Raw genomic sequence first — 23,418 nt, 5'->3', positions numbered from 1 at the left:
TGGGAATCTAGCCTCAGACACATGCCAAACGGAAGAAAAGCCGCCAAATAGGGCATAGCTCCAGATGGAGGACAGCTGGCTCGTGGCTCCGGCGCCGTGATCGCTTCCTCACGTAGAGTGCCGAAGGTGTCCGTCCGACCCGTAACTCTTTCGAGTGACCATCGTTGAGAGAGCGAGTGCGGTTGAAACGAGAAGTTCCCGGACAGGTGTCCGAGGGCATCGATCGCACAGGTGACGATACGTACCAGCCTGGAGGCTCAAGGTGACGCGCATCAGCAGCTGCGGAGGGCGGTCATGACTTCCGTCCTCGTCTGCGACGACTCCCCGCTTGCCCGAGAGGCGCTCCGTCGCGCGGTTGCCACCGTGCCCGGCGTCGAGCGTGTGACGACGGCTGCCAACGGCGAGGAAGTCCTCCGCCGCTGGGGTGCCGACCGCTCCGACCTGATTCTGATGGATGTACGGATGCCGGGGCTGGGCGGTGTCGAGACGGTCCGCCGGCTCCTGTCCGCCGACCCGGGCGCCCGCATCATCATGCTGACGGTCGCCGAGGACCTGGACGGGGTGGCCCTCGCGGTCGCCGCCGGCGCCCGCGGCTACCTGCACAAGGACGCCTCGCGCGCCGAACTGCGGGCCACGGTCACCCAGGCCCTCGCCGACCCGACCTGGCGACTGGCCCCGCGCCGGCTGCGCTCGGCCGAGATGGGCGCCGCGCCCACGCTCACCGCGCGCGAGATCCAGGTGCTGGAGGGCATGAGCCACGGCCGTTCCAACGCGGAGATCGGGCGCGAGCTCTTCCTCTCCGAGGACACGGTCAAGACCCACGCCCGCAGGCTGTTCAAGAAGCTCGGCGCCTCGGACCGGGCGCACGCGGTGGCACTCGGCTTCCGCTGGGGCCTCGTCCGCTGACCTGCCGGATCCCGGGCCGGCCGTCCCCGGCGGTCCCGTCCGCCGCCGGCGGGCGGGGCGGCGGGCGTCCCGGCCCCCGCGGGGAGGCGCCCGCCGCCCCGCCGGCGGCGCCGCGCGGACACCGTCGTACGTCGCGTCGTACCCGGTGACCCGGCGGGGGTTGGCGGTGCACAATCCGGGGGACGTGTCGCTTCGGGCGCGATGCCGCATCCTTGGTGGTGTGCCGCATTCTTGGAGAGGTCGAGTCCCCGGGGCCCCGGGGGCGACGATTCGGGCCGAGCGGAGGGGAGGGCGCACATGATGAGTTCCGGCGCACCCGCTCATAACGCTTCGATGCACAACACGGACCACGGTGCCGCGAATGCTCCGGCGCCAAGGCACCATGGATTGATGCGCGACGACGAGGCCCTGGGGTCCCCCACGGCCACAGCACCCACCGGCGCCGCCAAGGGCGGCAGCGCCGGGGCCGTCAGCGCGCTCGTGCGCCGTGCGGTGGAGGGCGACGAGCAGGCCACGCACGACCTGCTGGCCTTCGTGCACCCCCTCGCCATCCGCTACTGCCGCACCCGGCTCTCGCGGCTCCCGGGTGACGCTCGTCACTTCGTGGAGGACCTGGCGCAGGAGGTCTGCGTCGCCGTCCTGATGGCACTGCCCCGCTACCGGGACACCGGCCGGCCCTTCGAGGCCTTCGTCTTCGCCATCGCCGCGCACAAGGTCGCCGACCTCCAGCGGGCCGCCATGCGGCACCCGGGGAGCACGGCCGTGCCGTCCGACGAGATGCCGGAACGGCCGGACGACTCGCTGGGACCCGAGGAGCGGGCGCTGCTCAGCAGCGACGCCGCCTGGGCCAAGAAGCTGCTGGCCAACCTGCCGGAGAACCAGCGCGAGCTGCTGGTGCTGCGGGTGGCCGTCGGCCTGACCGCCGAGGAGACCGGCCAGATGCTCGGGATGTCCCCGGGCGCGGTGCGGGTCGCGCAGCACCGGGCGCTGAGCCGGCTGCGCGCGCTCGCGGAACAGTGAGGAGCCGCGCGGCCGCGCCGTGCGACTCCCGACCGTGCGATCGCTCGTAGGAAACGACGAAACTTCTGCTTGACCTTGGTCGTGGAATGAGACGCGTCGGGATCCCGTTAGCATGGACATCCGCGCTGAGCAAGACCATTTGGGAAGGTGTCATGACCGCCGACGGAGTGCCCGACAAATTCGCCACGCTCGGACTGACCTACGACGACGTGCTGCTGCTGCCGGGCGCGTCGGACATGTCGCCTGACGCGATCGACACCTCTTCCCTCATCTCGCGCAACGTCCGCGTGAACGTTCCGCTGCTGTCCGCCGCCATGGACAAGGTCACCGAGGCCCGCATGGCCATCGCGATGGCCCGCCAGGGCGGCGTCGGCGTGCTGCACCGCAACCTCTCCATCGTCGACCAGGCCAACCAGGTCGACCTGGTCAAGCGCTCCGAGTCCGGCATGGTCACCGACCCGATCACGGTGCACCCGGACGCGACGCTGCGCGAGGCCGACGAGCTGTGCGCGAAGTTCCGCATCTCCGGCGTCCCGGTGACCGACCCGGCCGGCAAGCTCCTGGGCATCGTCACCAACCGCGACATGGCCTTCGAGTCGGACCGCAGCCGCCAGGTGCGCGAGGTCATGACCCCGATGCCGCTGGTCACGGGCAAGGTCGGCATCTCCGGCGTGGACGCCATGGAGCTGCTGCGCCGCCACAAGATCGAGAAGCTTCCGCTGGTCGACGAGGCGGGCATCCTCAAGGGCCTGATCACGGTCAAGGACTTCGTCAAGGCGGAGAAGTACCCGAACGCCGCCAAGGACAAGGACGGCCGGCTGCTCGTCGGCGCGGCCGTCGGCGTCGCGGGCGACGCGTACGAGCGCGCCCAGGCCCTGATCGAGGCGGGCGCCGACTTCATCGTCGTCGACACCGCCCACGGCCACTCCCGCCTGGTCGGCGACATGGTCGCCAAGATCAAGTCGAACTCCGGCGTGGACGTCATCGGCGGCAACGTCGCCACCCGCGACGGCGCCCAGGCGCTGATCGACGCCGGCTGCGACGGCATCAAGGTCGGCGTCGGCCCCGGTTCCATCTGCACCACCCGCGTCGTCGCCGGCATCGGCGTCCCGCAGGTCACCGCGATCTACGAGGCCTCGCTGGCCGCCAAGGCCGCGGGCGTCCCGGTCATCGGCGACGGCGGCCTGCAGTACTCCGGCGACATCGCCAAGGCCCTGGTCGCGGGTGCCGACACGGTGATGCTCGGCTCGCTGCTCGCGGGCTGCGAGGAGTCCCCGGGCGAGCTGCTCTTCATCAACGGCAAGCAGTTCAAGTCGTACCGCGGCATGGGCTCGCTCGGCGCGATGCAGTCCCGCGGGGAGCAGAAGTCCTTCTCCAAGGACCGCTACTTCCAGGAGGGCGTCGGCGGCGACGACAAGCTGATCCCCGAGGGCATCGAGGGCCAGGTGCCCTACCGCGGCCCGCTCTCCGCGGTCGTGCACCAGCTCGTCGGCGGCCTGCGCCAGTCGATGTTCTACGTCGGCGGCCGCACCGTCCCCGAGCTCCAGGACCGGGGCCGCTTCGTCCGGATCACCTCGGCGGGCCTCAAGGAGAGCCACCCGCACGACATCCAGATGACGGTGGAGGCGCCGAACTACAGCCGCAAGGGCTGAAGCGCGTGAGGTGAGGGGCGGACCCGGCGGAAGTGCCGGGTCCGCCCCTTCGCCGTGTGCGCGTACGTCCGTACAGCGGTCACCGAAACGCAAGGCCCCGCCCGTCGGGGATACTGGACGGGCAGACCCAGAGGAAAGGCCACCACACGTGACTGAGATCGAGATCGGGCGCGGCAAGCGCGGCCGCCGGGCGTACGCCTTCGACGACATCGCCATCGTCCCCAGCCGGCGTACGCGGGACCCGAAGGAGGTCTCGATCGCCTGGCAGATCGACGCGTACCGCTTCGAGCTCCCCTTCCTGGCCGCCCCCATGGACTCGGTGGTCTCCCCGCAGACCGCGATCCGCATCGGTGAGCTCGGCGGCCTCGGCGTGCTGAACCTCGAAGGCCTGTGGACCCGTTACGAGGACCCGCAGCCGCTGCTCGACGAGATCGCGGAGCTCGACGAGGAGACCGCGACCCGCCGTCTCCAGGAGATCTACTCCGCCCCGATCCAGGCGGACCTGATCCGGCAGCGCATCAAGGAGGTCCGCGACTCCGGTGTCGTCACCGCCGCCGCGCTCTCCCCGCAGCGCACCGCCGAGTTCTCCAAGGCCGTCGTGGACGCGGGCGTGGACATCTTCGTCATCCGCGGCACCACCGTGTCGGCGGAGCACGTCTCCGGCGCCGCCGAGCCGCTGAACCTCAAGCAGTTCATCTACGAGCTCGACGTGCCGGTGATCGTCGGCGGCTGCGCCACGTACACCGCGGCCCTGCACCTGATGCGCACCGGCGCGGCGGGCGTGCTGGTCGGCTTCGGCGGCGGCGCCGCGCACACCACCCGCAACGTGCTCGGCATCCAGGTCCCGATGGCCACCGCCGTCGCGGACGTGGCCGCGGCCCGCCGCGACTACATGGACGAGTCCGGCGGCCGGTACGTGCACGTCATCGCCGACGGCGGCGTGGGCTGGTCCGGCGACATCCCGAAGGCCGTCGCCTGCGGCGCGGACGCCGTGATGATGGGCTCCCCGCTGGCCCGTGCCACCGACGCGCCCGGCAAGGGCAACCACTGGGGCATGGAGGCCGTCCACGAGGACGTGCCGCGCGGCAAGAAGGTCGACCTCGGCACGGTCGGCACCACCGAGGAGATCCTCACCGGCCCGTCGCACAGCCCGGACGGTTCGATGAACATCTTCGGCGCGCTGCGCCGCTCGATGGCCACCACGGGCTACAGCGAGCTCAAGGAGTTCCAGCGGGTCGAGGTCACGGTCGCGGACTCGCAGCACCGCCGCTGACCCGGTTTCCGGGTCGCTTCCGTGCGTACGCCGGAGGGCCGGTACCCCGATGTGGGGTACCGGCCCTCCGGCGTACTACGTCCGGTCAGTGCTCCGCCGCGGCGGGCAGCGGACGCAGCCCCGGGACGGTCGCGAGGGCGCCGGTGAGGGCGCCGACGCAGATGTCGGCCAGCGCGGTGCGGGAGTAGGAGCCGTCGAGGAGCCAGTCCACGCACAGCGCGCGGACGAACACCAGCCAGCTCGTCACCACGGCCGAGACCATGGGGTACTGCTCCTCGGCGGGGGCGGTGACGGCCAGCAGGTGGGCGCGCAGGCCGGCCAGTTCGTCGTCGATGATCGCCTGCACCACCGGGTCGCCGGCGAGCGTGCGGTTGGCGGCCAGGACGGTGTTGCGGTTCGCGGCGAAGTAGTCGATGTGCGTGTCGAGTCCGGCCCGGAGCCAGGTGGACGCGGGGACGTCCGGGTCGAGCGCGGTCGCGGACAGGAGGCGGTCCGAGGCCTCCCGGTAGACGGCGGCGAACAGCTCCCGCTTGCCGGGGAAGTAGCGGTAGAGCAGGGCGCGGGAGACCCCGGCACGCTCGGCGACCTCCTCCATGAGCACGTCCTCGTACGGCTTGGCGGCGAAGAGGGCTGCCCCGACGGCGCGCAGCTGGGCGCGGCGGTCTTCGGGGGAGAGGCGGCGGCGCGTGGTCATCCGTCCACGTTACTTGACGCGTGTCTACTACGCTCCTACGCTCCGCTCCAAGTTGACGTGTGTCTACTAAGCGGGGTGGGGTCGTGAGCAGGCACGGACTTCTGAAGGGGCTCGCCTGGGCCATGGGCGTGGCCTGCGTGGCGATCGGGCTCTACCACCTGGTGCTGGGCATCGTCTCGGTGCCCGGCGCGGAGGGGGCGGGCCCGGCGACGGCGACCGTGGACAGCCGGGAGCGCTTCTACAACGCGGTCTTCGTCGGGTTCGGGCTGGCCTGGATCGAGACCGCCCGCCGTACGCCCGTCCCGGCGCGGGCCGTCCGGTGGCTGTCGGCCGTCTTCCTGCTCGGCGGCGTGGGGCGGGTGCTGTCGGTCGCGGTCCACGGATGGCCGCACTGGTTCCAGATCCCGCTGGCGGCGCTGGAGCTCGGCCTGCCGCCGCTGTACTTCTGGCTGGCCGACGCGGACGAGAGGCGGGCCGCCGGAGCGGCCCGCCTCTGACGGCGTCCGGACGGCCTGGGAGGCGCTAGGAGGCGGTCTTGCGGGAGGTCTGGAACGCGGCGTACCCGCCGAGGGCGAGGAAGAGGAACGTCAGCGGGTCCGCCGCGCCCTTCCAGACCTCCAGGAGGGGGGAGGCGCCCTGGCCCAGGATGTCGAAGACACTGACCTGGAGCTTGTCGGCGAAGATCAGGACGATGCCGAACAGCTGGCCGGCGAAGACGGCGGCCAGCGCGAGCAGTGCGGCGACGGGCGGCAGGGCGGGGCTGCGGCCGCCGGCCTTGCCCGCGGCGAGGCCGACCAGGGCGCCGACGCCGACGGCCGCCCAGCCGATCTGGTGATCGGTGGCGCTGATGATCCAGCCGTAGACGCCGGCGGCCACGACCGCCGCGGCGACGGCGGCGAGGACGCCGAGGCCGGGGCTGTCGGAGGCGGGCACGGGTGCCGGGGCCTCGGCGTAGAACGAGGGCGCGGGTGGCTGGTGGCTCTGGCTCATCGGAAATCCCCCCCAGGGATTCGGGAAACACGCACGCACGTACGTCGGTCGGTCGTAAGTGCGGGATAAGTGACGCCGCAGGCTAGCAGGGGGCGACGACATCCGACGGGGGATTTCCGGGCACCGGACGGGGCCGGTGTCAGAGGCGGTGGGCGGCGCCGGCCGGGCTGGCGCCCCGGGTGTCGAGGAGCAGCTGGGCCTTCACCGCGAGCCCCTGGAGGTCGTACGTGCGGTGGTGCTGGAGCAGGATCGTCAGGTCGGCGTTGGCGGCGGCCTCGTAGAGCGAATCGGCACGCGGCACGGGCCGGTCGCGCACCCGCCAGCCCGTGATGTACGGGTCGTGGTAGCTGACCAGGGCCCCGAGGTCGAGGAGCCGGCTGGCGATCTCGCGGGCCGGGGAGCCCTCCTGGTCGGCGAGGTCCTGCTTGTAGGTGACGCCGAGCAGCAGGACGCGGGCGCCGCGGGCGGATTTTCCGTGCTCGTTCAGCAGGGTGGCCGAGCGCTGGATGACGTATTGCGGCATCCGGTTGTTGATCTCCTGCGCCAGGCCGACCATGCGCAGCGGGTGTCCGGGGGTGCGGGTGGTGTGCGGGAGGTAGTTGGGGTCGAGGGGGACGCCGTGGCCGCCGACGCCCGGGCCGGGGCGGAAGGCCTGGAACCCGTACGGCTTGGTCTCGGCGCACCGGACGACGTCCCAGAGGTCCACGCCGAGGTCGTGGCAGAGGACCGCCATCTCGTTCATGAGCGCGATGTTCACGTGCCGGTAGTTGGTCTCCAGGAGCTGGACCGTCTCGGCCTCGCGCAGCCCGCGGGCGCGCACCACCTTCTCGGTGAGGCGGGCGTAGAAGGCGTGCGCGGATTCGGTGCAGGCGGGGGTGAGGCCGCCGATGACCTTGGGGGTGTTGGCGATGCCGTGGGTGCGGTTGCCGGGGTCGTGGCGGGAGGGGGAGTAGGCCAGGTGGAAGTCGCGCCCGGCGCGCAGTCCGGAGCCGCTCTCCAGGATGGGGCGCAGGTAGTCCTCGGTGACGCCCGGATGGACGGCGGATTCGAGGATCACCGTGGTGTGCGGGCGCAGCCGGGCGGCGAGCGTGCGGCCCGCCTCGCCGACGGCGGAGAGGTCCAGCGCCCGGTCGGCGCCGAGCTGGGTGGGGGCGCAGACGACGGCGGTGCGGACCCGGCCGAGGTCGGTGGCGTTGGTGGTCACCCGGAAGCCGGCCGCCGACATGCGGCGGATCTCGGCTGCGCTGAGGGTGCTGTCCGTGGTGGGGCCGCTGTCGTAGCCGATGGTCTCGATCCCGGCGGCGACGGCCGCCTGGGCGAGGGGGAGGCCGAGGTGGCCGAGTCCGATGACGGCGAGATCTGCGGGCATGGGGGGCCGTCCCTTCCCTTCCCTGGCATGAGGGGGCGGTGCGCGCGCGTCCCGGGAGCGGGGCCTCCGGACGGGTCCGGAGGCTGCCGGGAGCTGGCGCAATGTCACACTAGGCGTATATATGACAGATATGTCGCATTGCGGGGCGGTGGCTACCGTTGTGTTGTCCACAGCCGGTGGCTGATGTCGGTGCGGCCGGTCAGAATCGTGAAACGGGAGATGTGAGCGGGATCACCCGCATCGAGCGGGTTCGGCCCGCACCAACGGGAGGCAGCCGTGAGGACAGCGACACTGGGACCGGCGCAGCGCGCGGAGGCGCTCGCCCGGATGGCCGAGCGGGAACTGGACGTGCTGGTCGTCGGTGCGGGGGTGGTCGGCGCCGGCACGGCGCTGGACGCGGTCACCCGGGGCCTGTCGACGGGTCTGGTGGAGGCCAGGGACTGGGCGTCCGGCACGTCGAGCCGGTCGAGCAAGCTCATTCACGGCGGGCTCAGGTACCTGGAGATGCTCGACTTCGCGCTCGTGCGCGAGGCGCTGAAGGAGCGCGGCCTGCTGCTGGAGCGCCTCGCCCCGCACCTGGTGAAGCCGGTGCCGTTCCTGTACCCGCTCCAGCACAAGGCCTGGGAGCGTTTCTACGCCGGTTCGGGCGTGGCCCTCTACGACGCCATGTCCTTCTCCAGCGGGCACGGGCGCGGCCTGCCCACCCACCGGCACCTCTCGCGCCGCAGGGCGCTGCGGATCGCCCCGGCCCTGCGCAAGGACGCGCTCGTGGGCGCCCTGCAGTACTACGACGCCCAGATGGACGACGCGCGCTACGTCGCCACCCTCGTGCGGACGTCCGCCGCGTACGGGGCGCACTGCGCCAACCGGGCGAGGGTGGTCGGCTTCCTGCGCGAGGGCGAACGGGTGGTGGGCGCCCGGGTCCAGGACGTGGAGGGCGGCGGGGAGTACGAGATCCGCGCCCAGCAGGTGGTCAACGCGACCGGGGTGTGGACCGACGACACCCAGGCGCTCATCGGCGAGCGCGGGATGTTCCACGTCCGGGCGTCGAAGGGGATCCACCTGGTCGTCCCGAAGGACCGCATCCATTCGAGCACCGGGCTGATCCTGCGGACGGAGAAGTCGGTGCTGTTCGTCATCCCGTGGGGCCGCCACTGGATCGTGGGCACCACCGACACCGACTGGGACCTGGACAAGGCCCACCCGGCCGCTTCGAGCGCGGACATCGACTACCTGCTGGAACACGTGAACTCGGTGCTGGCGGTGCCGCTGACCCGGGACGACGTCCAGGGGGTCTACGCGGGCCTGCGGCCGCTGCTGGCCGGGGAGTCGGACGCGACGAGCAAGCTCTCGCGCGAGCACACCGTGGCCCATCCCGTGCCGGGACTGGTGGTGGTGGCCGGCGGCAAGTACACGACGTACCGGGTGATGGCCAAGGACGCGGTCGACGAGGCGGTGCACGGGCTCGACCGGCGGGTGGCGGAGTGCGTCACGGAGGACGTGCCGCTGGTGGGGGCCGAGGGGTACCGGGCCCTGTGGAACGCCCGCGCGCGGACGGCGGCGCGTACGGGGCTCCATGTGGTGCGGGTGGAGCACCTGTTGAACCGGTACGGATCCCTGACGGAGGAGATCCTCGAACTGATCGCGGCCGACCCGAGCCTGGGCGAGGCGCTGACCGGGGCGGACGACTACCTGCGGGCCGAGGTCGTCTACGCCGCCTCGCACGAGGGGGCCCGGCACCTGGACGACGTCCTGACGCGGCGGACCCGGATCTCGATCGAGACCTTCGACCGGGGGACCCGATCGGCCCGCGAGTGTGCGGAATTGATGGCTCCGGTTCTGGGGTGGGACAAGCAGCAGATCGAGAAGGAGGTCGAGCACTACGAGAAGAGGGTCCAGGCGGAGCGCGAATCCCAGCGCCAGCCGGACGACCAGACGGCGGACGCGGCGCGGCTGGGGGCGCCGGACATCGTTCCGTTGTAACTCCGCGATGCGGCGGGGGGAACCGTCGGACCCGGGGCTTCCGTCCGATGCGGAGTGAGCAACAATGAGGTTTCTGCCGGGGTGGGTTACCGTGCCCCCCGGCGGCTGCCGGGGCAGCCGGGGCAGGCTGCACGAACGCAGAGGGGACGCATGTCGAAGCCGGAGCACACCGAATCGCCTGCCGGGGCGCCAGCCGGGTCGCCTGCGGCGGAGCTGGACGGTGACGCGGCGACCGCGTCCGGGCCCGTGAGGGTGCCGAAGGCGCGCTCCGCTGCCGCGGCGGATGCCGCCGATGCCAACCCGGAGTCCGGGCCGGCCGACGCCTCCGCCGCTGACGCCGGGTCCGCTCCCGGCCGTGACGGCTCGGCAGCCGCGAAGCCTGGGGCGCGTTCCGCTTCCGGTGGGTCGGGCGGGGCCGCTGACGACTCGAAGTCCGGGTCCGCCGCTGACGCCGGGTCCGGCTCGGCGGGCACGAAGCCGGGGGCGCGTTCCGCTTCCGGTGGGTCGGGCACGACCGCTGACGGTTCGAAGTCCGGGTCGGCCGACGGCTCGGCAGGTGACGCCGGGTCCGGCTCGGCAGCCGTGAAGCCCGCCGCCGCGCGCCCGTCGGGCGGGGCCGCCGAGGACTCGAAGCCCGGGTCGGCCGACGCCTCGGCCGATGACGCCGGGGCCGGCTCGGCGGGCCCGAAGCCTGCTGCTGCGGCAGACGCTGCCGACGAGGGGGCGGACCCGTCCGTGCGCGCCGCTTCACGCCCGTCGGGCGAGGTCGTTGACGACTCGAAGCCCCGATCGGCGGACGGGAAGGGTGACGGCGCGAAGGCCGGGTCCGGCCGTGGTGGGGTGACGGAGGGCAAGGCCTCGCCCGTCAAGTCCGGTTCCGCGGCGGAGGCCGTCGGCAAGGACGCTGACGGCGGTTCGGCCGACGACGGCAAGGACCGGGGGCGGCTGCTCGCCCGCCGGTACCGGCTCGGGGCCGTCCTCGGCAAGGGCGGCATGGGCACCGTGTGGCGGGCCGAGGACGAAGTCCTCGGACGCACCGTCGCCGTCAAGGAACTCCGCTTCAGCACCGGCGTCGACGAGGACGAGAAGCGCCGCCTCATCACCCGCACCCTCCGCGAGGCCAAGGCCATCGCGCGGATCCGCAGCGAGGGCGCCGTCACCGTCTTCGACGTCGTCGACGAGGACGGCCGCCCCTGGATCGTCATGGAGCTCGTCGAGGGCGCCTCCCTCGCCGAGTTCGTCCGGGAGAACGGGCCCCTGACCCCGCGCCGCGCCGCCGAGGTCGGCCTCGCGGTCCTCGACGTGCTCCGGGCCGCCCACGGCCAGGGCATCCTGCACCGCGACGTGAAGCCGTCCAACGTGCTCATCGCCGCGAGCGGCCGCGTCGTCCTCACCGACTTCGGCATCGCGCAGGTCGAGGGAGACCCCTCGATCACCTCCACCGGCATGCTCGTCGGCGCCCCCTCCTACATCTCCCCCGAACGCGCCCGCGGACAGAAGCCCGGCCCGCCCGCCGACATGTGGTCCCTCGGCGGACTCCTGTACGCGGCCGTGGAAGGCGTGCCCCCGTACGACAAGGGCTCCGCGCTCGCCACCCTCACCGCCGTGATGACCGAGCCGGTGGACCCGCCGAAGAACGCCGGTCCGCTGACCGAGATCATCTACGGGCTGCTGGTCAAGGACCCGGCCGGGCGGCTGGACGACGACGGTGCCAGGGCGATGCTCACGGCGGTGCTCAACGCCCCCGACCCCGAGCCCGAACCGGTCCCCGAGCCGGCCCCGCCGGTGGAGGAGACCCGGGCGATATCCCTCACCAAGGCGGACGCCGAGGCGGAGAAGGCCGCCGAGAAGGCGGCGAAGAAGGAACGCGAGCGGCGGGACCGCGAACAGCGCGAACGCACCCGCGCCGCCCTGAAGTCGGCCCGCAAGGCGGCCGCCGCCGCTGCCGCGGCCCCTCCGGCCAGGCCCGCACCGGTGAAGGCGCCGCTCACCGACGTGATGTCGCGCCGCACCATCGTGCTCGCGATAGCCGGCGTGGTCGTCGTCCTGGCCGTGCTCGGCACGCTGATCGGCTACCTCGTCAGCGGCGGCGACAAGGACTCCGGCCGCAAGAACGAGGGCAAGGGCGGGCCCACCCCCGTCGCGTCCGGGGCCAAGTCCCCCGGCGGCCAGGCCCCCGCCACCCCGCCCGCGGCCTCCCCGGCCGCCTCGGCCGGTTCCTCGCCGTCCGCCGGCCCGAGCCCGGCCGCGTCCGGCGGCGCCCCGGGCGGAGACCCCGGCCAGGGGCAGTCCCAGGGGCAGGGCCAGGGCCAGGACGCCGGCCAGGGACAGAGCAGCCAGGGCCAGGGCGCCAGCCCGGGCAACCCCGGCGGCGCCCTCCCCGCCGGGTTCAGCACGGTGACGGACCTCCGCTACCACTTCTCGATGGGGATGCCCGAGGGCTTCCACCAGACCGACACCGCGGGCCAGGACTCCGGTGCCATCTACAGCCGAGACGGCGGGTTCCCGCGCATCCAGGTCGACTACACCGACAGCCCGGGCTCCGACGCCCGCGCCGCCTGGCTGGAGATAGCCCCCGGCGTGGCCGGCAGCAGCAAGGGCTACCACCTCGTCCGCCTGGAATCCGTCGAGTACCGGGGCTATCCGACCGTCGCCGACTGGGAGTTCGAGCGGGAGCAGAAGGGCGTCAAGGTCCGGGTCCTCGACCGGGGCTTCCGGATGGACGCGAAGCACGGCTACGCGATCATGATCACCTGCGCTGCCGACCAGTGGGACGGCCCGGAATGCACGCAGCTGCGCAACACGGCGTTCCAGACCTTCCAGTCGTTGGGCTGACGGGCCTCGCAAGCCCGGGACGCGGGCGCCCCGGGCGACGTATCGTGTTCAACGGGGCCACGGGGGACCCCTCGTCGGCTGCCGCCGGGAGGTGCCCCCGCACTCGGGGGAGGCGATGTGGAGGAGTACGCGGGCCGGATCCTGGCCGAGCGCTACCGCCTGCCGCTGCCGCCCTCCGACGAGTACGAGCTGATAGAGACCCGCGCCTTCGACACGCGCAGCGGTCAGGAAGTCCTCGTGCGCCAGGTGCCGTTGCCCGAGGTCGTCGACGCGGAGCTGCTCGACGGGACCCCCGCCCGGGCGGGAGCGGCCGGGGAACTCCCCGCGGTGCGCAGGGCGATCGCCGCCGCCCAGGCCGCCGCCTCCGTACCGGACCACCCCCGGCTGGACCAGGTCTTCGACGTGTTCGCGGAGGGGGAGTCGCTGTGGATAGTGAGCGAACTCGTCCCCGCCAGGCCGCTCGCCGCGCTGATCGCCGATGAACCGCTGAGCCCCTACCGGGCGGCGGAGGTGGCCTCCGACGTACTGACCGCGCTGCGCGTGCTGCACGCCCACGGCTGGACGCACCGCAACATCACCGTCCGGACCGTGCTGATATGCGAGGACGGGCGGGTCGTCCTGACCGGGCTCGCGGCGGGGGCGGCCGAGGAGGCCCTGTGCGGGTACGACCCGGTGCCGGAGCCCGAGCCCGGGCCCGGGCCCGAACCGGGCGGGGAAGCGGGTCCCGGCACCGGAGGGGGCGAAGCCCCGCCGGCCCCCGGTCCCCCGGCCGAGGAGCCGGTGTACGCGCCCCTCGTGGCGCCGGGGTACGACACCGGGCCGCGCTACTCCGACCACATCGTCCCGGAGCCCGCACGTCCCCCGGAGCCCGCACACCCCCCGGAGGACCCGGCCGCCGCGGAAGCCGCCGCCCGGGCCGGAACCGTCGCGGCCTACCGGGCCGGGAGCCGGGCCGCTGCCGCCAAGGTGGCGCGGGACCGGGGCGAGCGCGGGCCGGTGGTGGTGCCGCAACTGCCGCCGACCGGGGCCAACCTGCCGCAGGAGTACGCGTACCCGTACGGCGGCCCGGACACCACCACCCCGTCCCCCTGGCACGGCGCCACCCCCCGCCGCCCCGCGGAACACGACCCGAACCCGGAGCCGGCAGCAGAGGCCCCGCCCACGCAGGGGCCCGACCGCCAGGAGCCGTACCGGCAGGGCCCGGACGCGTCGGCGTCGTACCGGCAGGTTCCGGAAGGAGAGGGTGGGTACGCGGAGGAATCGTACCGTCAGGAGCCGTACCGCCAGGAGTCGTACCGTCAGGAGCCGGACGCGCAGGAGACCGACCGGCGGGAGTCGGCCGAGTCGTACCCGCCGGAGGCGGAGCCGTGGTCCGGGCGGCGGGGTGGGGAGGCCGGGGCGCCGTCCGCGCTGCCCGCCCGGCTCGCCCTCCCGCAGGGCTACCGCCAGGCCGACGCTCCCCCCGCGCCGGGCGCCGCCCCGGACCGCCCGCAGGTTTTCCCCGGCTCGCCTCCGGCCGCGCCGGGCCGGGGGCCGGGCGAGCCGGGGGCACCCCCGGTCGCCGCGGAGCGGTCGCAGGACGTACCGGAGCGGCCCCGGGCCGTTCCGGCCGGGGGAGTCGGCGGCGGTTGGGGTGGGGGGCCGCGTACCGGGCTGGACGCCGAGCGGGCCCGGCAGACGCGGATGGCCGTCATCGGCCCCGTCACCGAGCGCTGGGCGCCCGAGCAGGCCGGGCCCGTCCACGGGCACTGGCAGCTGGCCGCGCCCGTCGGCCCGGCCACCGACCTGTGGGCCCTCGGCTCCCTGCTCTACCGCGCGGTCCAGGGGCACGCCCCGTACCCCGAGGACAGCGTCGCCGAACTGGTCGAGATGGTCTGCGCGGAGCCGCCCGCCTTCGCCGAGGAGTGCGGCCCGCTGCGCCCCGTCGTGGAGTCGCTGCTGCGCCAGGACCCCACCGAACGCCCCGACTTCGAGGAGCTGCGCGGCTGGCTGCGCTCCCTCGTGCGCTCCGCGCCGGAGCCCGACGGGGACCAGGCCGTGCTGCTGCCCGCGCCGGAGCCCGACCCCGCCCGGCTGCCCGTCGTCCGCCGCCGCGGCGACCTGCACGGCCGCCACCGCAACCCCGCCGCCCCGCGCGGGCCCCGCTCCCTCGGCCGGACCCTGCTGGTCGGCGTACTGGCCCTGATGGCCGCCGCCGTCGCCTACGCGCTGCTGTTCATGCCGCGTTCCGCCGACCCCGGCGGCCGGCAGGCCCAGCAGCCCACCGCCGCGCAGAGCCCGGCCGGCCCGAGCCCGTCCGGCTCCGCCCCGGGCGCGGGGACCCCGAGCCGCGGCCCCTCCGCGACCCCCGGCGGGACCCCCGGCGCCACCCCGCAGGCGAACGCCCCCGAGGGCTACACCCTGGAGCGGGACCCGGAGCACTTCACGGTCGCCGTCCCCCGGGGCTGGACCCGCCGGAGCATCAACGAGGCCGGCCAGGTGCGCTACACGCAGGGCGCGTTCACCCTGGTCGTGGTCCCCGGCCGGGACCGGGTCGAGGGCAACCCGGACCCGAAGGCCTACCAGCAGGACAAGGAGCCGGAGCTGTCGCCGTACCGCAACTCCACCTGGGCGGAGTCGGGGGACGTCAAGAGCACCACGGTCGCCGGTCAGTTGCGCGTCACCGGCCGCTACACCTGGATCGATTCGACGGGCCGGTCCGTCCTGGCGCGCAACTTCGTCGTCGCCCTCGGCGGGAGCTACCACGTCGTCATGGTGACCGGACCCAAGGACGAGGAGGACAAGGTCACCGACGTCTTCGAGAAGGCCACGGCGAGTTACCAGGCGGGCGGCTGACTGGATGTCAGTACGGCGATTGCGTCACAGTGCTGTCTCACCGGCCCCGCGCGGTTCCGGCAGCGCCCGCGGGCTCCGTAATCTGGCCCGGAGAGTACAGAGCGGCGGGAATTCGTGGAACAGCAGACAGGTGCGGGTGCGGTGCTGGCGGGCCGGTACCGGCTCGTGGAGCCCATCGGCAGCGGCGGCATGGGCAAGGTGTGGCGCGCGCACGACGAGCTTCTGCACAGGACCGTGGCGGTCAAGGAACTGACGGCGGGCCTGTACGTGGCCCAGGCCGATCGGGAGGTCCTGCACGCCCGCACGCAGAAGGAGGCCCGGGCCGCGGCCCGGATCCAGCACCCGGCGGTCGTCACCGTCCACGACGTGCTGGAACACGACGACCGGCCGTGGATCGTCATGGAGTACATCGACGGCCCCTCCCTGGCGGAGGCCGCCAAGGCGGCCGGACGCATCGAGCCCCGCGAGGCGGCCCGGATCGGCCTGCACGTGCTGGGCGCCCTGCGCGCCGCGCACGCGGTCGGCGTGCTGCACCGCGACGTGAAGCCGGGCAACGTGCTGCTGGCCAAGGACGGCCGGGTGCTGCTCACCGACTTCGGGATCGCCGCGATCGAGGGCGACTCGTCGATCACGCGTACCGGCGAGCTGGTCGGCTCCATCGACTACCTGGCCCCGGAGCGGGTCACCGGCGGCGCCCCCGACCCCTCCTCCGACCTGTGGTCGCTGGGCGCCACCCTGTACACGGCGGTCGAGGCCCGCTCGCCGTTCCGGCGGACCTCGCCGATCTCCAGCCTCCAGGCCGTCGTGAACGACGAGCCGCCCGTGCCGCGCCAGTCCGGCGCCCTCGGCCCGGTCATCACCGCGCTGTTGCGCAAGGACCCGGGCCAGCGGCCCTCGGCCGCCGAGGCCGAGCGGATGCTGATCGAGGCGATGGAGGGCCGCGAGCCGAAGGCGGCGCAGGCGTACGTGCCCACGCGCGCGGTCAGTGCCGAGGAGCGGGCGCCCGCCCGGTCCGCCGAGCCCGCGCGTCCGGAGCCGGCCGCGCCCGCCCCGACCACCTTCCTGCCGGAGCCCCCCGCGGCCCCCGCCGGGCGTCCGCCCGGGCGGCTCAAGCGGGCCGCGGCCGTGGCCCTGGTGGCGGCGCTGCTCGGCGGCGGAGGGGTGTTCGGGGTGCTCAAGTACCTCGACGGCCAGGGCGAGGGGGTCCAGGACGAGGGCTCCGCCGACAAGCCGGCGAGCGCACCGGACCGTCCGGGTACCGGCGAGGACGGCAAGGGGGGCGCCGTGGCGACCCCGCCGGCCGGTTTCGTCAAGGTGGAGGACCCGGCGGGGTTCTCGCTGTTCGTCCCGGCGGGCTGGAAGCGCCAGATGGACGGCAACCAGATCGACTACACCCCCGACAACGGCCGTCACCTCATCCGGATCGCCATCGACACCACCCCGGACTACCCGAACCCGTACACGCACCTCCTCGACATGGAGAAGCAGCTCAAGGAGCGCATGGACTACAAGCGCGAGGTGCTGGACCAGAACAGCTTCCGGGACACGACCCGGGCCGGGCTCTGGGACTTCTCCTGGACCGAGAAGGCGCCGCACGCGGGCCCGCGCCGGGCCATCGAGCAGATGTACATCAGTCCCGACAACACCGAGTACGCGGTGTACATGTCCGGTCCGGCGAACGAGTGGTCCAAGATCCGCCAGCAGTTCGACACGGTGCTCACCGGCTGGCAGCCCCCGGCGAAGAAGGGCTGAGGCGGGCCGGGCGCGGGCGTCCGCCGGAGGGGACGTCCGGCCGCCCGGCGCGGTGATCGCGCCAGAGTCCGCCGATCGCGCCAGTGTTCACTGGCAGACTTGGCAAAATCCGGTTACCGACGGGTACCCAAAGGCCTCCGGGCGGCATACGCTCACCGCCATGACGGACTCGCAGGCCCCCGCCGCCCCCCTCCGCACCGCACCGCAGCCCACCAACCCGGTCGCCCCGGCCCCGGCCGGCGCGCGCACCGCCGCCGACGTGGTGACCCCCGAGCTGGTCACCCGGCTGACCCGCGGAGTGATCGGCTCCGGGCGGACCGCCAACCACACCCCCTTCACCGGGGACAAGCTGGCGGACCTTCCCGAAGCCACCCCCGAGGACGTGGCCACCGCCTTCGCGAAGGCCCGCGCCGCCCAGAGCGCCTGGGCCGCGGTGCCCGTCCGGCGGCGGGCGGCCGTGCTGCTGCGCTTCCACGACCTGGTCCTCGCCCGGCAGAGCGAGGTCCTCGACCTCATCCAGCTGGAGACCGGCAAGGCGCGCCTGCACGCCCACGAGGAGGTCCAGGCCGTCGCCGTCGCCGCCCGCCACTACGGCCGCAAGGCGCCCGCCTACCTGCGCCCCAAGGGCCACACGGGCGCCATGCCGACCCTGACCAAGGTCACCGAGCTGCGCCAGCCGCGCGGGGTCGTCGGGCAGATCGCCCCCTGGAACTACCCCCTCGAACTGTCCGTCGGCGACGCGCTGCCCGCCTTCGTCTCGGGCAACGCGGTGGTCATGAAGCCCGACACCGAGACCGCGCTGACCGCCCTGTGGGCCCGTGACCTGCTGATCGAGGCCGGACTGCCCGCCGAGGTCTTCCAGGTCGTCCTCGGTGAGGGCCCGGTCGTCGGCCCCGAGGTGGTCCGGCACGCGGACTACGTCTCCTTCACCGGCTCCACCCGTACCGGCCGCGAGGTCGCCCAGGGCGCGGCCGCCCGTCTGGTCGGGGTCTCCCTGGAGCTCGGCGGCAAGAACGCCATGCTCGTCCTGGCCGACGCCGACGTGGAGAAGGCCGCCGCGGGCGCCGTCCGCGCCTGCTTCTCCTCCGCCGGCCAGCTCTGCATCTCCATCGAGCGGCTCTACGTCCACGCCTCGATCGCCGACGCGTTCGTCGAGCGCTTCGCCGCCCGCACCAAGGCCATGCGGCTCGGCAGCGCCCTCGCGTACGGGGCCGACATGGGATCCCTCGTCGGGACGCGCCAGCTGGAGACCGTGCAGCGGCACGTGGACGAGGCCGTCGCCAAGGGCGCCACCCTCGTCGCCGGCGGCACCGCCCGCCCCGACATCGGCCCCCTCTTCTACGAACCCACCATCCTCGACGGGGTCGAGGCCCCCATGGCGGTCTGCGCCGAGGAGACCTTCGGCCCGGTCGTCTCGATCTACCGGTTCACCGACGAGGACGAGGCCGTCGCCGAGGCCAACGCGACCCCCTACGGCCTCAACTCCAGCGTCTGGACCAAGGACGCCCGGCGCGGCCACGCCGTCGCCGCCCGCCTGCGCACCGGCACCGTCAACATCAACGACGGCTACGCCCCCGCCTACGGCAGCGCCCAGTCCCCCATGGGCGGCATGAAGGAGTCCGGCCTCGGCCGCCGCCACGGCTCCGAGGGGATCCTCAAGTACACCGAGGCCCAGACCGTGGCCCACCAGCGGCTGCTGCCGATGGCGCCCTCGCTCGGGATGGACGACGCGAAGTACGCGGAGTTCATGACCCGCAGCCTCAAGGTCATGAAGGCCCTCCGCTTCCGTTAGGAGCACGCCAGTGCCGTACGACTACGACGTCATCGTCATCGGATCGGGCTTCGGGGGGTCCGTCTCGGCGCTGCGGCTCACCGAGAAGGGCTACCGGGTCGGCGTCCTGGAGGCCGGGCGCCGCTTCACCCGCGAGAACCTGCCCCGCAACAGCTGGGACCTGCGCAACTACCTGTGGGCCCCGGCCCTCGGGCTGTACGGGATCCAGCGCATCCACCTCCTGGGCAACGTGATGGTGCTCGCGGGCGCCGGGGTGGGCGGCGGCTCGCTCAACTACGCCAACACCCTGTACGTGCCGCCCACCGCCTTCTTCGAGGACCGGCAGTGGGCGGCCGTCACCGACTGGCGCGAGGAACTCGCCCCGTACTACGAGCAGGCCAAGCGGATGCTCGGCGTGCGCCTCAACCCGACGCTCACCCCCTCCGACGTCCACCTCAAGGCCGCCGCCGAGAAGATGGGCGTGGGGGACTCGTTCCACATGGCGCCGGTCGGGGTGTTCTTCGGCGACGGCGAGGACGCGGAGGGCGGGTCGCCGGCCCGCCCCGGACAGGAGGTCCCCGACCCGTACTTCGGCGGCGCCGGGCCCGCCCGCACGGCGTGCACCGAATGCGGGGAGTGCATGACGGGCTGCCGGCACGGGGCCAAGAACACCCTGAACGAGAACTACCTGTACCTGGCCGAGCGGGCGGGCGCCGTCATCCACCCCATGACCACCGTCACCGCGCTCGCCGAGCACCCCGACGGCGGCTACCGCGTCCGCACCGTCCCCACCGACCACCGCCGCAAGGGCCGCGCGAAGGTGCTGCGGGCCCGGTACGTCGTCGTCGCGGCGGGCACGTACGGCACCCAGACCCTGCTGCACGCCATGAAGGACCGGGGCGAGCTGCCCCGGCTGTCGGACCGGCTCGGCGACCTGACCCGCACCAACTCCGAGGGCCTGGTCGGAGCCCAGACCGACGACCGCCGCTACCGCAGGCGGCACGGGGCCGACCGGACGGCGGACTTCACCCGGGGGGTGGCCATCACCTCCTCCGTGCACCCCGACGCCGACACCCACATCGAGCCCGTCCGCTACGGCAAGGGCTCCAACGCCATGGGGTTCCTGACCATCCTCCAGGTGCCCTACGGCCGCCACCGGGTCCGGGCCTGGTTCGCCCGCACCGCGAAGCACCCGGTGCAGCTGGCCCGCTCGCTGTCCAACCGCCGCTGGTCGGAGCGGACCATCATCGGTCTGGTCATGCAGTCCCTCGACAACTCGCTGACGACCTACCGCAAGCCCGGCGGCATCGGCAAGGGCCTGCTGACGGCCCGCCAGGGCCACGGAGCCCCCAACCCGGTGCAGATCGAGGAGGCCACCCGGGCCGCGACCCTGCTGGCCGAGGAGATCAACGGCTTCCCGGGCAGCAACGTCGGCGAACTGATGGGCACCCCGCTGACCGCGCACTTCCTCGGCGGCTGCCCGATCGGCGCCTCGCCCGAGGAGGGCGTGGTGGACCCGTACCACCGGCTCTACGGGCACCCGGGCATCTCGGTGGTCGACGGTGCGGCGGTCTCCGCGAACCTCGGGGTCAACCCGTCGCTGACGATCACGGCGCAGGCCGAGCGGGCGATGTCGTACTGGCCGAACAACGGCGAGGAGGACCCGCGGCCCGAGCAGGGGGCGGCGTACGTGCGTCTCGCGGCGGTGGAGCCGGTCCGGCCGGCCGTCCCGAAGGAGGCCTTCGGTGCACTGCGGCTGCCCTTCCTCGCGGTCCCCGCGGTTCCCCCGAGGCAACCGGAACCTGAGCTGTGACCGTGGTGGGTACCGCGCTCCCCCTCCGAGCGCGGTACCCACCGCGGTACAAGAGTGGACAGGCGGTTGCCGGAGAAGGTTGTACCGGAATCCCCCCGCCGGGGGTGTGGTGTCGGTCACACGCCCAAGAGTGCAACTGTCGCCGGGCTCCGGCTGTCACAGGGGGCATGAGACAGCGCATCTCCCTGCCGGTCGCCTGCGGCCTGGCCGCCGCGGGGCTGGCCACCGCCATCACCCCCGCGTTCGCCGCGGAACCCGTCCTCACGCTGACGGCCCCGGCCGCCCTCGCCCTCCCGCTCCACCCGGCCTCGGGCTCCCCGAAGCCGGTCGCCCTGGACGTGCGCCTGGACTACCCGGGCACCGCCGAGGGCCTCGGTACCGAGGTCACCTTCACCGTCGACCTGGCCAAGCTCGCGGGCGTGGCCTCGGTCCGGGAGTCGGCCGCCGGCGGGGCCGCCAAGTGCAAGCCCGTCGCCAGCACCCTCGTCTGCACCGAGCAGGGGGTCCGCCCCGGCTCCCGTCCCGGCGTAGGCCTGGAGGTCACCGCCGCGAAGGACGCCAAGAACAAGGACTCCGGCGAGATCCGGGTCACCGGCGCGGTGTCCGGGGCCACCGTGCGGTCCGCCGTCACCGCGGTCACGGTCGGCGGTCCCGACCTGGTCATGGGGGAGATGGCGCTCAAGGGGGACCCGAAGCCGGGCGAGAGCCAGCCGCTGCCCCTGGCGTTCTCCAACCGGGGCACGCAGTCCGCGAACGGCGTCGTCCTGGAGCTGGAGGCCAGCCGCGGGATGGAGCTGGCCGAGCGGTACGACAACTGCGAGTACCGCACCACGCGCACCTCCACCACCGCGGTCTGCACGGTCGACGGGGAGTTCGAGGCCGGTGCGAGCTACGAGCTGGCCGGCGACAGCCCCCTGCACCTGAAGGCCACCGGGCACGCCCGCGCCGAGCTGCTCGGCTACGGGATCTACCCGGCCGCGGCCCCCGTGAAGGCGGAGCAGGCGCAGACGGGCGCGGACGCCAAGCCCGCGCCCGGTGACCAGGCCGCGAAGGACCCCGCGGGCAAGACCCCCGCCGCCGGTGGCGGGGGCGGCACCGGCGGGCGCAAGCTCGCCGCCAAGAAGCGGGCCGCGGCCCTCACCCCGGCGCTGCGGGGCCCCGACCTCAACCCGGCCGACAACCGGCGCGAGTTCGTGTTCGCCGTCTCGAACACCGCCGACCTCCTGGCCGAGCCCCTCGTCGTCAAGGGCAAGGCCGGCACCACCGTCAAGACCGCGGTCGCCGTGCGCAACCAGGGCCCGGCCTGGGTCTTCGAGCCCCGCTCCACCGCCCCGGCGGCCGTCGTGGACGTGGTGGTCCCGCCGGGCGTGAAGGTGCTCACGGCCCCCGCGGCCTGCCGCTCCGCCGGCACCGCGGCGGCGCCCCGCTACCTCTGCACCACCGGCTCGTCGCTGCTGGAGTCCGAGAAGGCGGAGTTCCCCTTCGAGCTGCGGATCGACAAGGCCGTCCCGGACGCCCGGGGCGCGATCACGGTCGGCCGGCCCGGCCCCGGGGGCGAGCCCCAGCGGCACCCCTTCGACCCGGTCCTGGCCAACAACCTGGCCTCCTTCACGGTGAACCCCACCGGCCCGGCGCCCAGCCCCTCCGCGACGGCGAGCCCGAAGCCGACCGCCTCGGCGTCCGCCTCGGCCTCGGCCTCGCCGTCGGCCGGCCCGAGCGCCGGGACCACGCCGACGAAGTCCTCCTCGGGCGGCGGTCCGCTGGCCTCCACCGGCAGCACGGCGGGCGTGGTCGGCCTCGCGGGGGCCGCGCTGGTGGCCGCCGGGGGCGCGCTGTTCCTGGCCTTTCGTCGCCGAGCGGCGGGCCGCGCGTAGCGGAGCCGGACACGCGGAACGGCCGGCCCGGGGCGTCCCCCGGGCCGGCCGTCCTCACGGGGTGACCGGGCTGCTGTCCCCTGCCGTCCGGTCACGCGAGGGAGCGAGGTCCCACGACGGACGCCGTCGGGCGTCACGTCTCATCGCTCCCGTGGAGCCACGCGTGGTGCTGCGGACCCGCGCCTGGCTGACGCGGACCACACCGAGAACGAGGTTTCGTGGGGCCGGTCACGGCCCGGACGGGTGACGAACACCCGTCAGACGCGGCCCCGGCACAGCTCCAGCAGGGTCATCGCGAGCGCCGTGCCGGGCTTGCCGAGGGCGTCGCTCCAGTGCGCGAGCACCTCCATCTCGCGCGAGAGGTGCACGCGCCGGCCCCCGGCGGCGATCCGGGCCTCCTGGACGACCGTGGAGACGGCCGTCCGTTCCTGGATCAGCCCGATGATCCGGTCGTCGATGGCGTCGATCCGCTCGCGGCTGTCGGCGATGAGCTCTTCGGGGGTGGCGGCGGTGGTGATGACGGACATGTCGTTCTCTCCTCGTGGACGGGTCACGGACGATCGGGGGAGGTCCGTCAGTCCCGGAGAACGCCAGAGCGCCCCGGTCCTGTCGGACCGGGGCGCTCTGGGAAGTCAGCGGCTCAAGCGAGCA

General features: G+C 73.7%; 16 protein-coding genes. 12 read left to right on the top strand and 4 right to left on the bottom strand.

The genetic code is table 11. The annotated features are described in order from the left end of the window. The first annotated feature begins 294 nt into the window (after nucleotides 1-294). The 4 genes from SLAV_RS15450 to SLAV_RS15435 all read left to right on the top strand — a co-directional run bounded on the left by SLAV_RS15450 (nucleotide 295) and on the right by SLAV_RS15435 (nucleotide 4,851). A complete protein-coding gene (locus tag SLAV_RS15450) occupies nucleotides 295-906 on the top strand; it encodes a response regulator transcription factor (RefSeq protein WP_003948568.1) in 612 nt (203 codons plus the stop codon). 390 nt (nucleotides 907-1,296) lie between these two features. After that, nucleotides 1,297-1,926: a sigma-70 family RNA polymerase sigma factor gene (locus SLAV_RS15445; protein ID WP_030230770.1), complete on the top strand. Its 630-nt coding sequence runs from the start codon at nucleotides 1,297-1,299 to the stop codon at nucleotides 1,924-1,926. 152 nt (nucleotides 1,927-2,078) lie between these two features. Further along, nucleotides 2,079-3,578, top strand: a complete 1,500-nt coding sequence (guaB, locus tag SLAV_RS15440; protein ID WP_030230771.1) for an IMP dehydrogenase — start codon at nucleotides 2,079-2,081, stop codon at nucleotides 3,576-3,578. Between the two features lie 148 nt (nucleotides 3,579-3,726). After that, nucleotides 3,727-4,851 (top strand): GuaB3 family IMP dehydrogenase-related protein, encoded by a 1,125-nt coding sequence (locus SLAV_RS15435; protein WP_030230774.1) that lies wholly within the window; start codon nucleotides 3,727-3,729, stop codon nucleotides 4,849-4,851. Between the two features lie 85 nt (nucleotides 4,852-4,936). On the opposite strand, the gene SLAV_RS15430 is transcribed toward SLAV_RS15435, so the two are convergent. Continuing rightward, nucleotides 4,937-5,545, bottom strand: a complete 609-nt coding sequence (locus SLAV_RS15430; protein WP_030230776.1) for a TetR/AcrR family transcriptional regulator — start codon at nucleotides 5,543-5,545, stop codon at nucleotides 4,937-4,939. An 83-nt stretch (nucleotides 5,546-5,628) separates the two neighbouring features. Between SLAV_RS15430 and SLAV_RS15425 the strand changes: the two genes are divergently transcribed. Further along, nucleotides 5,629-6,042: a DUF4345 domain-containing protein gene (locus SLAV_RS15425; RefSeq protein ID WP_078950359.1), complete on the top strand. Its 414-nt coding sequence runs from the start codon at nucleotides 5,629-5,631 to the stop codon at nucleotides 6,040-6,042. Between the two features lie 25 nt (nucleotides 6,043-6,067). On the opposite strand, the gene SLAV_RS15420 is transcribed toward SLAV_RS15425, so the two are convergent. Next, nucleotides 6,068-6,535 (bottom strand): hypothetical protein, encoded by a 468-nt coding sequence (locus tag SLAV_RS15420; protein WP_037687450.1) that lies wholly within the window; start codon nucleotides 6,533-6,535, stop codon nucleotides 6,068-6,070. A gap of 139 nt (nucleotides 6,536-6,674) precedes the next feature. Beyond that, entirely contained in the window at nucleotides 6,675-7,904 is a 1,230-nt protein-coding gene (locus SLAV_RS15415) for a nucleotide sugar dehydrogenase (protein WP_030230792.1), read from the bottom strand. Nucleotides 7,905-8,180: 276 nt separating this feature from the next. Here SLAV_RS15415 and SLAV_RS15410 point away from each other — a divergent pair, with 276 nt between their 5' ends. The 7 genes from SLAV_RS15410 to SLAV_RS15380 all read left to right on the top strand — a co-directional run bounded on the left by SLAV_RS15410 (nucleotide 8,181) and on the right by SLAV_RS15380 (nucleotide 22,767). Further along, nucleotides 8,181-9,887 carry a glycerol-3-phosphate dehydrogenase/oxidase gene (locus SLAV_RS15410; protein WP_030230793.1) on the top strand — a complete coding sequence of 569 codons (1,707 nt, stop codon included), beginning with the start codon at nucleotides 8,181-8,183 and terminating at the stop codon, nucleotides 9,885-9,887. 150 nt (nucleotides 9,888-10,037) lie between these two features. Continuing rightward, on the top strand, nucleotides 10,038-12,722 hold the full coding sequence (locus tag SLAV_RS15405; RefSeq protein ID WP_030230795.1) for a serine/threonine-protein kinase: 2,685 nt from the start codon (nucleotides 10,038-10,040) through the stop codon (nucleotides 12,720-12,722). Nucleotides 12,723-12,839: 117 nt separating this feature from the next. Next, nucleotides 12,840-15,557 (top strand): serine/threonine kinase C-terminal domain-containing protein, encoded by a 2,718-nt coding sequence (locus SLAV_RS15400; protein ID WP_030230797.1) that lies wholly within the window; start codon nucleotides 12,840-12,842, stop codon nucleotides 15,555-15,557. Nucleotides 15,558-15,671: 114 nt separating this feature from the next. After that, complete coding sequence (locus SLAV_RS15395; protein WP_030230800.1) at nucleotides 15,672-17,309, top strand: serine/threonine-protein kinase; 1,638 nt, start codon at nucleotides 15,672-15,674, stop codon at nucleotides 17,307-17,309. A 160-nt stretch (nucleotides 17,310-17,469) separates the two neighbouring features. Continuing rightward, on the top strand, nucleotides 17,470-19,101 hold the full coding sequence (locus SLAV_RS15390; RefSeq protein ID WP_030230802.1) for a succinic semialdehyde dehydrogenase: 1,632 nt from the start codon (nucleotides 17,470-17,472) through the stop codon (nucleotides 19,099-19,101). A gap of 10 nt (nucleotides 19,102-19,111) precedes the next feature. Then, complete coding sequence (locus SLAV_RS15385) at nucleotides 19,112-20,893, top strand: GMC oxidoreductase (RefSeq protein WP_030230805.1); 1,782 nt, start codon at nucleotides 19,112-19,114, stop codon at nucleotides 20,891-20,893. 167 nt (nucleotides 20,894-21,060) lie between these two features. Next, nucleotides 21,061-22,767, top strand: coding sequence for an LPXTG cell wall anchor domain-containing protein (locus tag SLAV_RS15380; protein ID WP_030230807.1), 1,707 nt, complete (start codon nucleotides 21,061-21,063; stop codon nucleotides 22,765-22,767). 257 nt (nucleotides 22,768-23,024) lie between these two features. Here SLAV_RS15380 and SLAV_RS15375 read toward each other — a convergent pair whose 3' ends face one another. Further along, nucleotides 23,025-23,294, bottom strand: a complete 270-nt coding sequence (locus tag SLAV_RS15375) for a chorismate mutase (RefSeq protein WP_030230809.1) — start codon at nucleotides 23,292-23,294, stop codon at nucleotides 23,025-23,027. Nucleotides 23,295-23,418 lie beyond the last annotated feature (124 nt).

It is taken from the genome of Streptomyces lavendulae subsp. lavendulae, assembly GCF_002803845.1.
Classification (GTDB): domain Bacteria; phylum Actinomycetota; class Actinomycetes; order Streptomycetales; family Streptomycetaceae; genus Streptomyces; species Streptomyces lavendulae.
Note: the sequence above shows the minus strand (reverse complement) of the source record. Positions and strands in the feature narration are given on the sequence as shown.

Excerpts from the sequence above, each read along its gene's own strand:
- SLAV_RS15430 (WP_030230776.1), bottom strand. The coding sequence starts at position 5,545 with ATGACCACGCGCCGCCGCCTCTCCCCCGAAGACCGCCGCGCCCAGCTG.
- SLAV_RS15375 (WP_030230809.1), bottom strand. The coding sequence starts at position 23,294 with ATGTCCGTCATCACCACCGCCGCCACCCCCGAAGAGCTCATCGCCGAC.
- SLAV_RS15445 (WP_030230770.1), top strand. The coding sequence starts at position 1,297 with ATGCGCGACGACGAGGCCCTGGGGTCCCCCACGGCCACAGCACCCACC.
- SLAV_RS15450 (WP_003948568.1), top strand. The coding sequence starts at position 295 with ATGACTTCCGTCCTCGTCTGCGACGACTCCCCGCTTGCCCGAGAGGCG.
- guaB (WP_030230771.1), top strand. The coding sequence starts at position 2,079 with ATGACCGCCGACGGAGTGCCCGACAAATTCGCCACGCTCGGACTGACC.
- SLAV_RS15390 (WP_030230802.1), top strand. The coding sequence starts at position 17,470 with ATGACGGACTCGCAGGCCCCCGCCGCCCCCCTCCGCACCGCACCGCAG.
- SLAV_RS15405 (WP_030230795.1), top strand. The coding sequence starts at position 10,038 with ATGTCGAAGCCGGAGCACACCGAATCGCCTGCCGGGGCGCCAGCCGGG.
- SLAV_RS15420 (WP_037687450.1), bottom strand. The coding sequence starts at position 6,535 with ATGAGCCAGAGCCACCAGCCACCCGCGCCCTCGTTCTACGCCGAGGCC.
- SLAV_RS15415 (WP_030230792.1), bottom strand. The coding sequence starts at position 7,904 with ATGCCCGCAGATCTCGCCGTCATCGGACTCGGCCACCTCGGCCTCCCC.
- SLAV_RS15380 (WP_030230807.1), top strand. The coding sequence starts at position 21,061 with ATGAGACAGCGCATCTCCCTGCCGGTCGCCTGCGGCCTGGCCGCCGCG.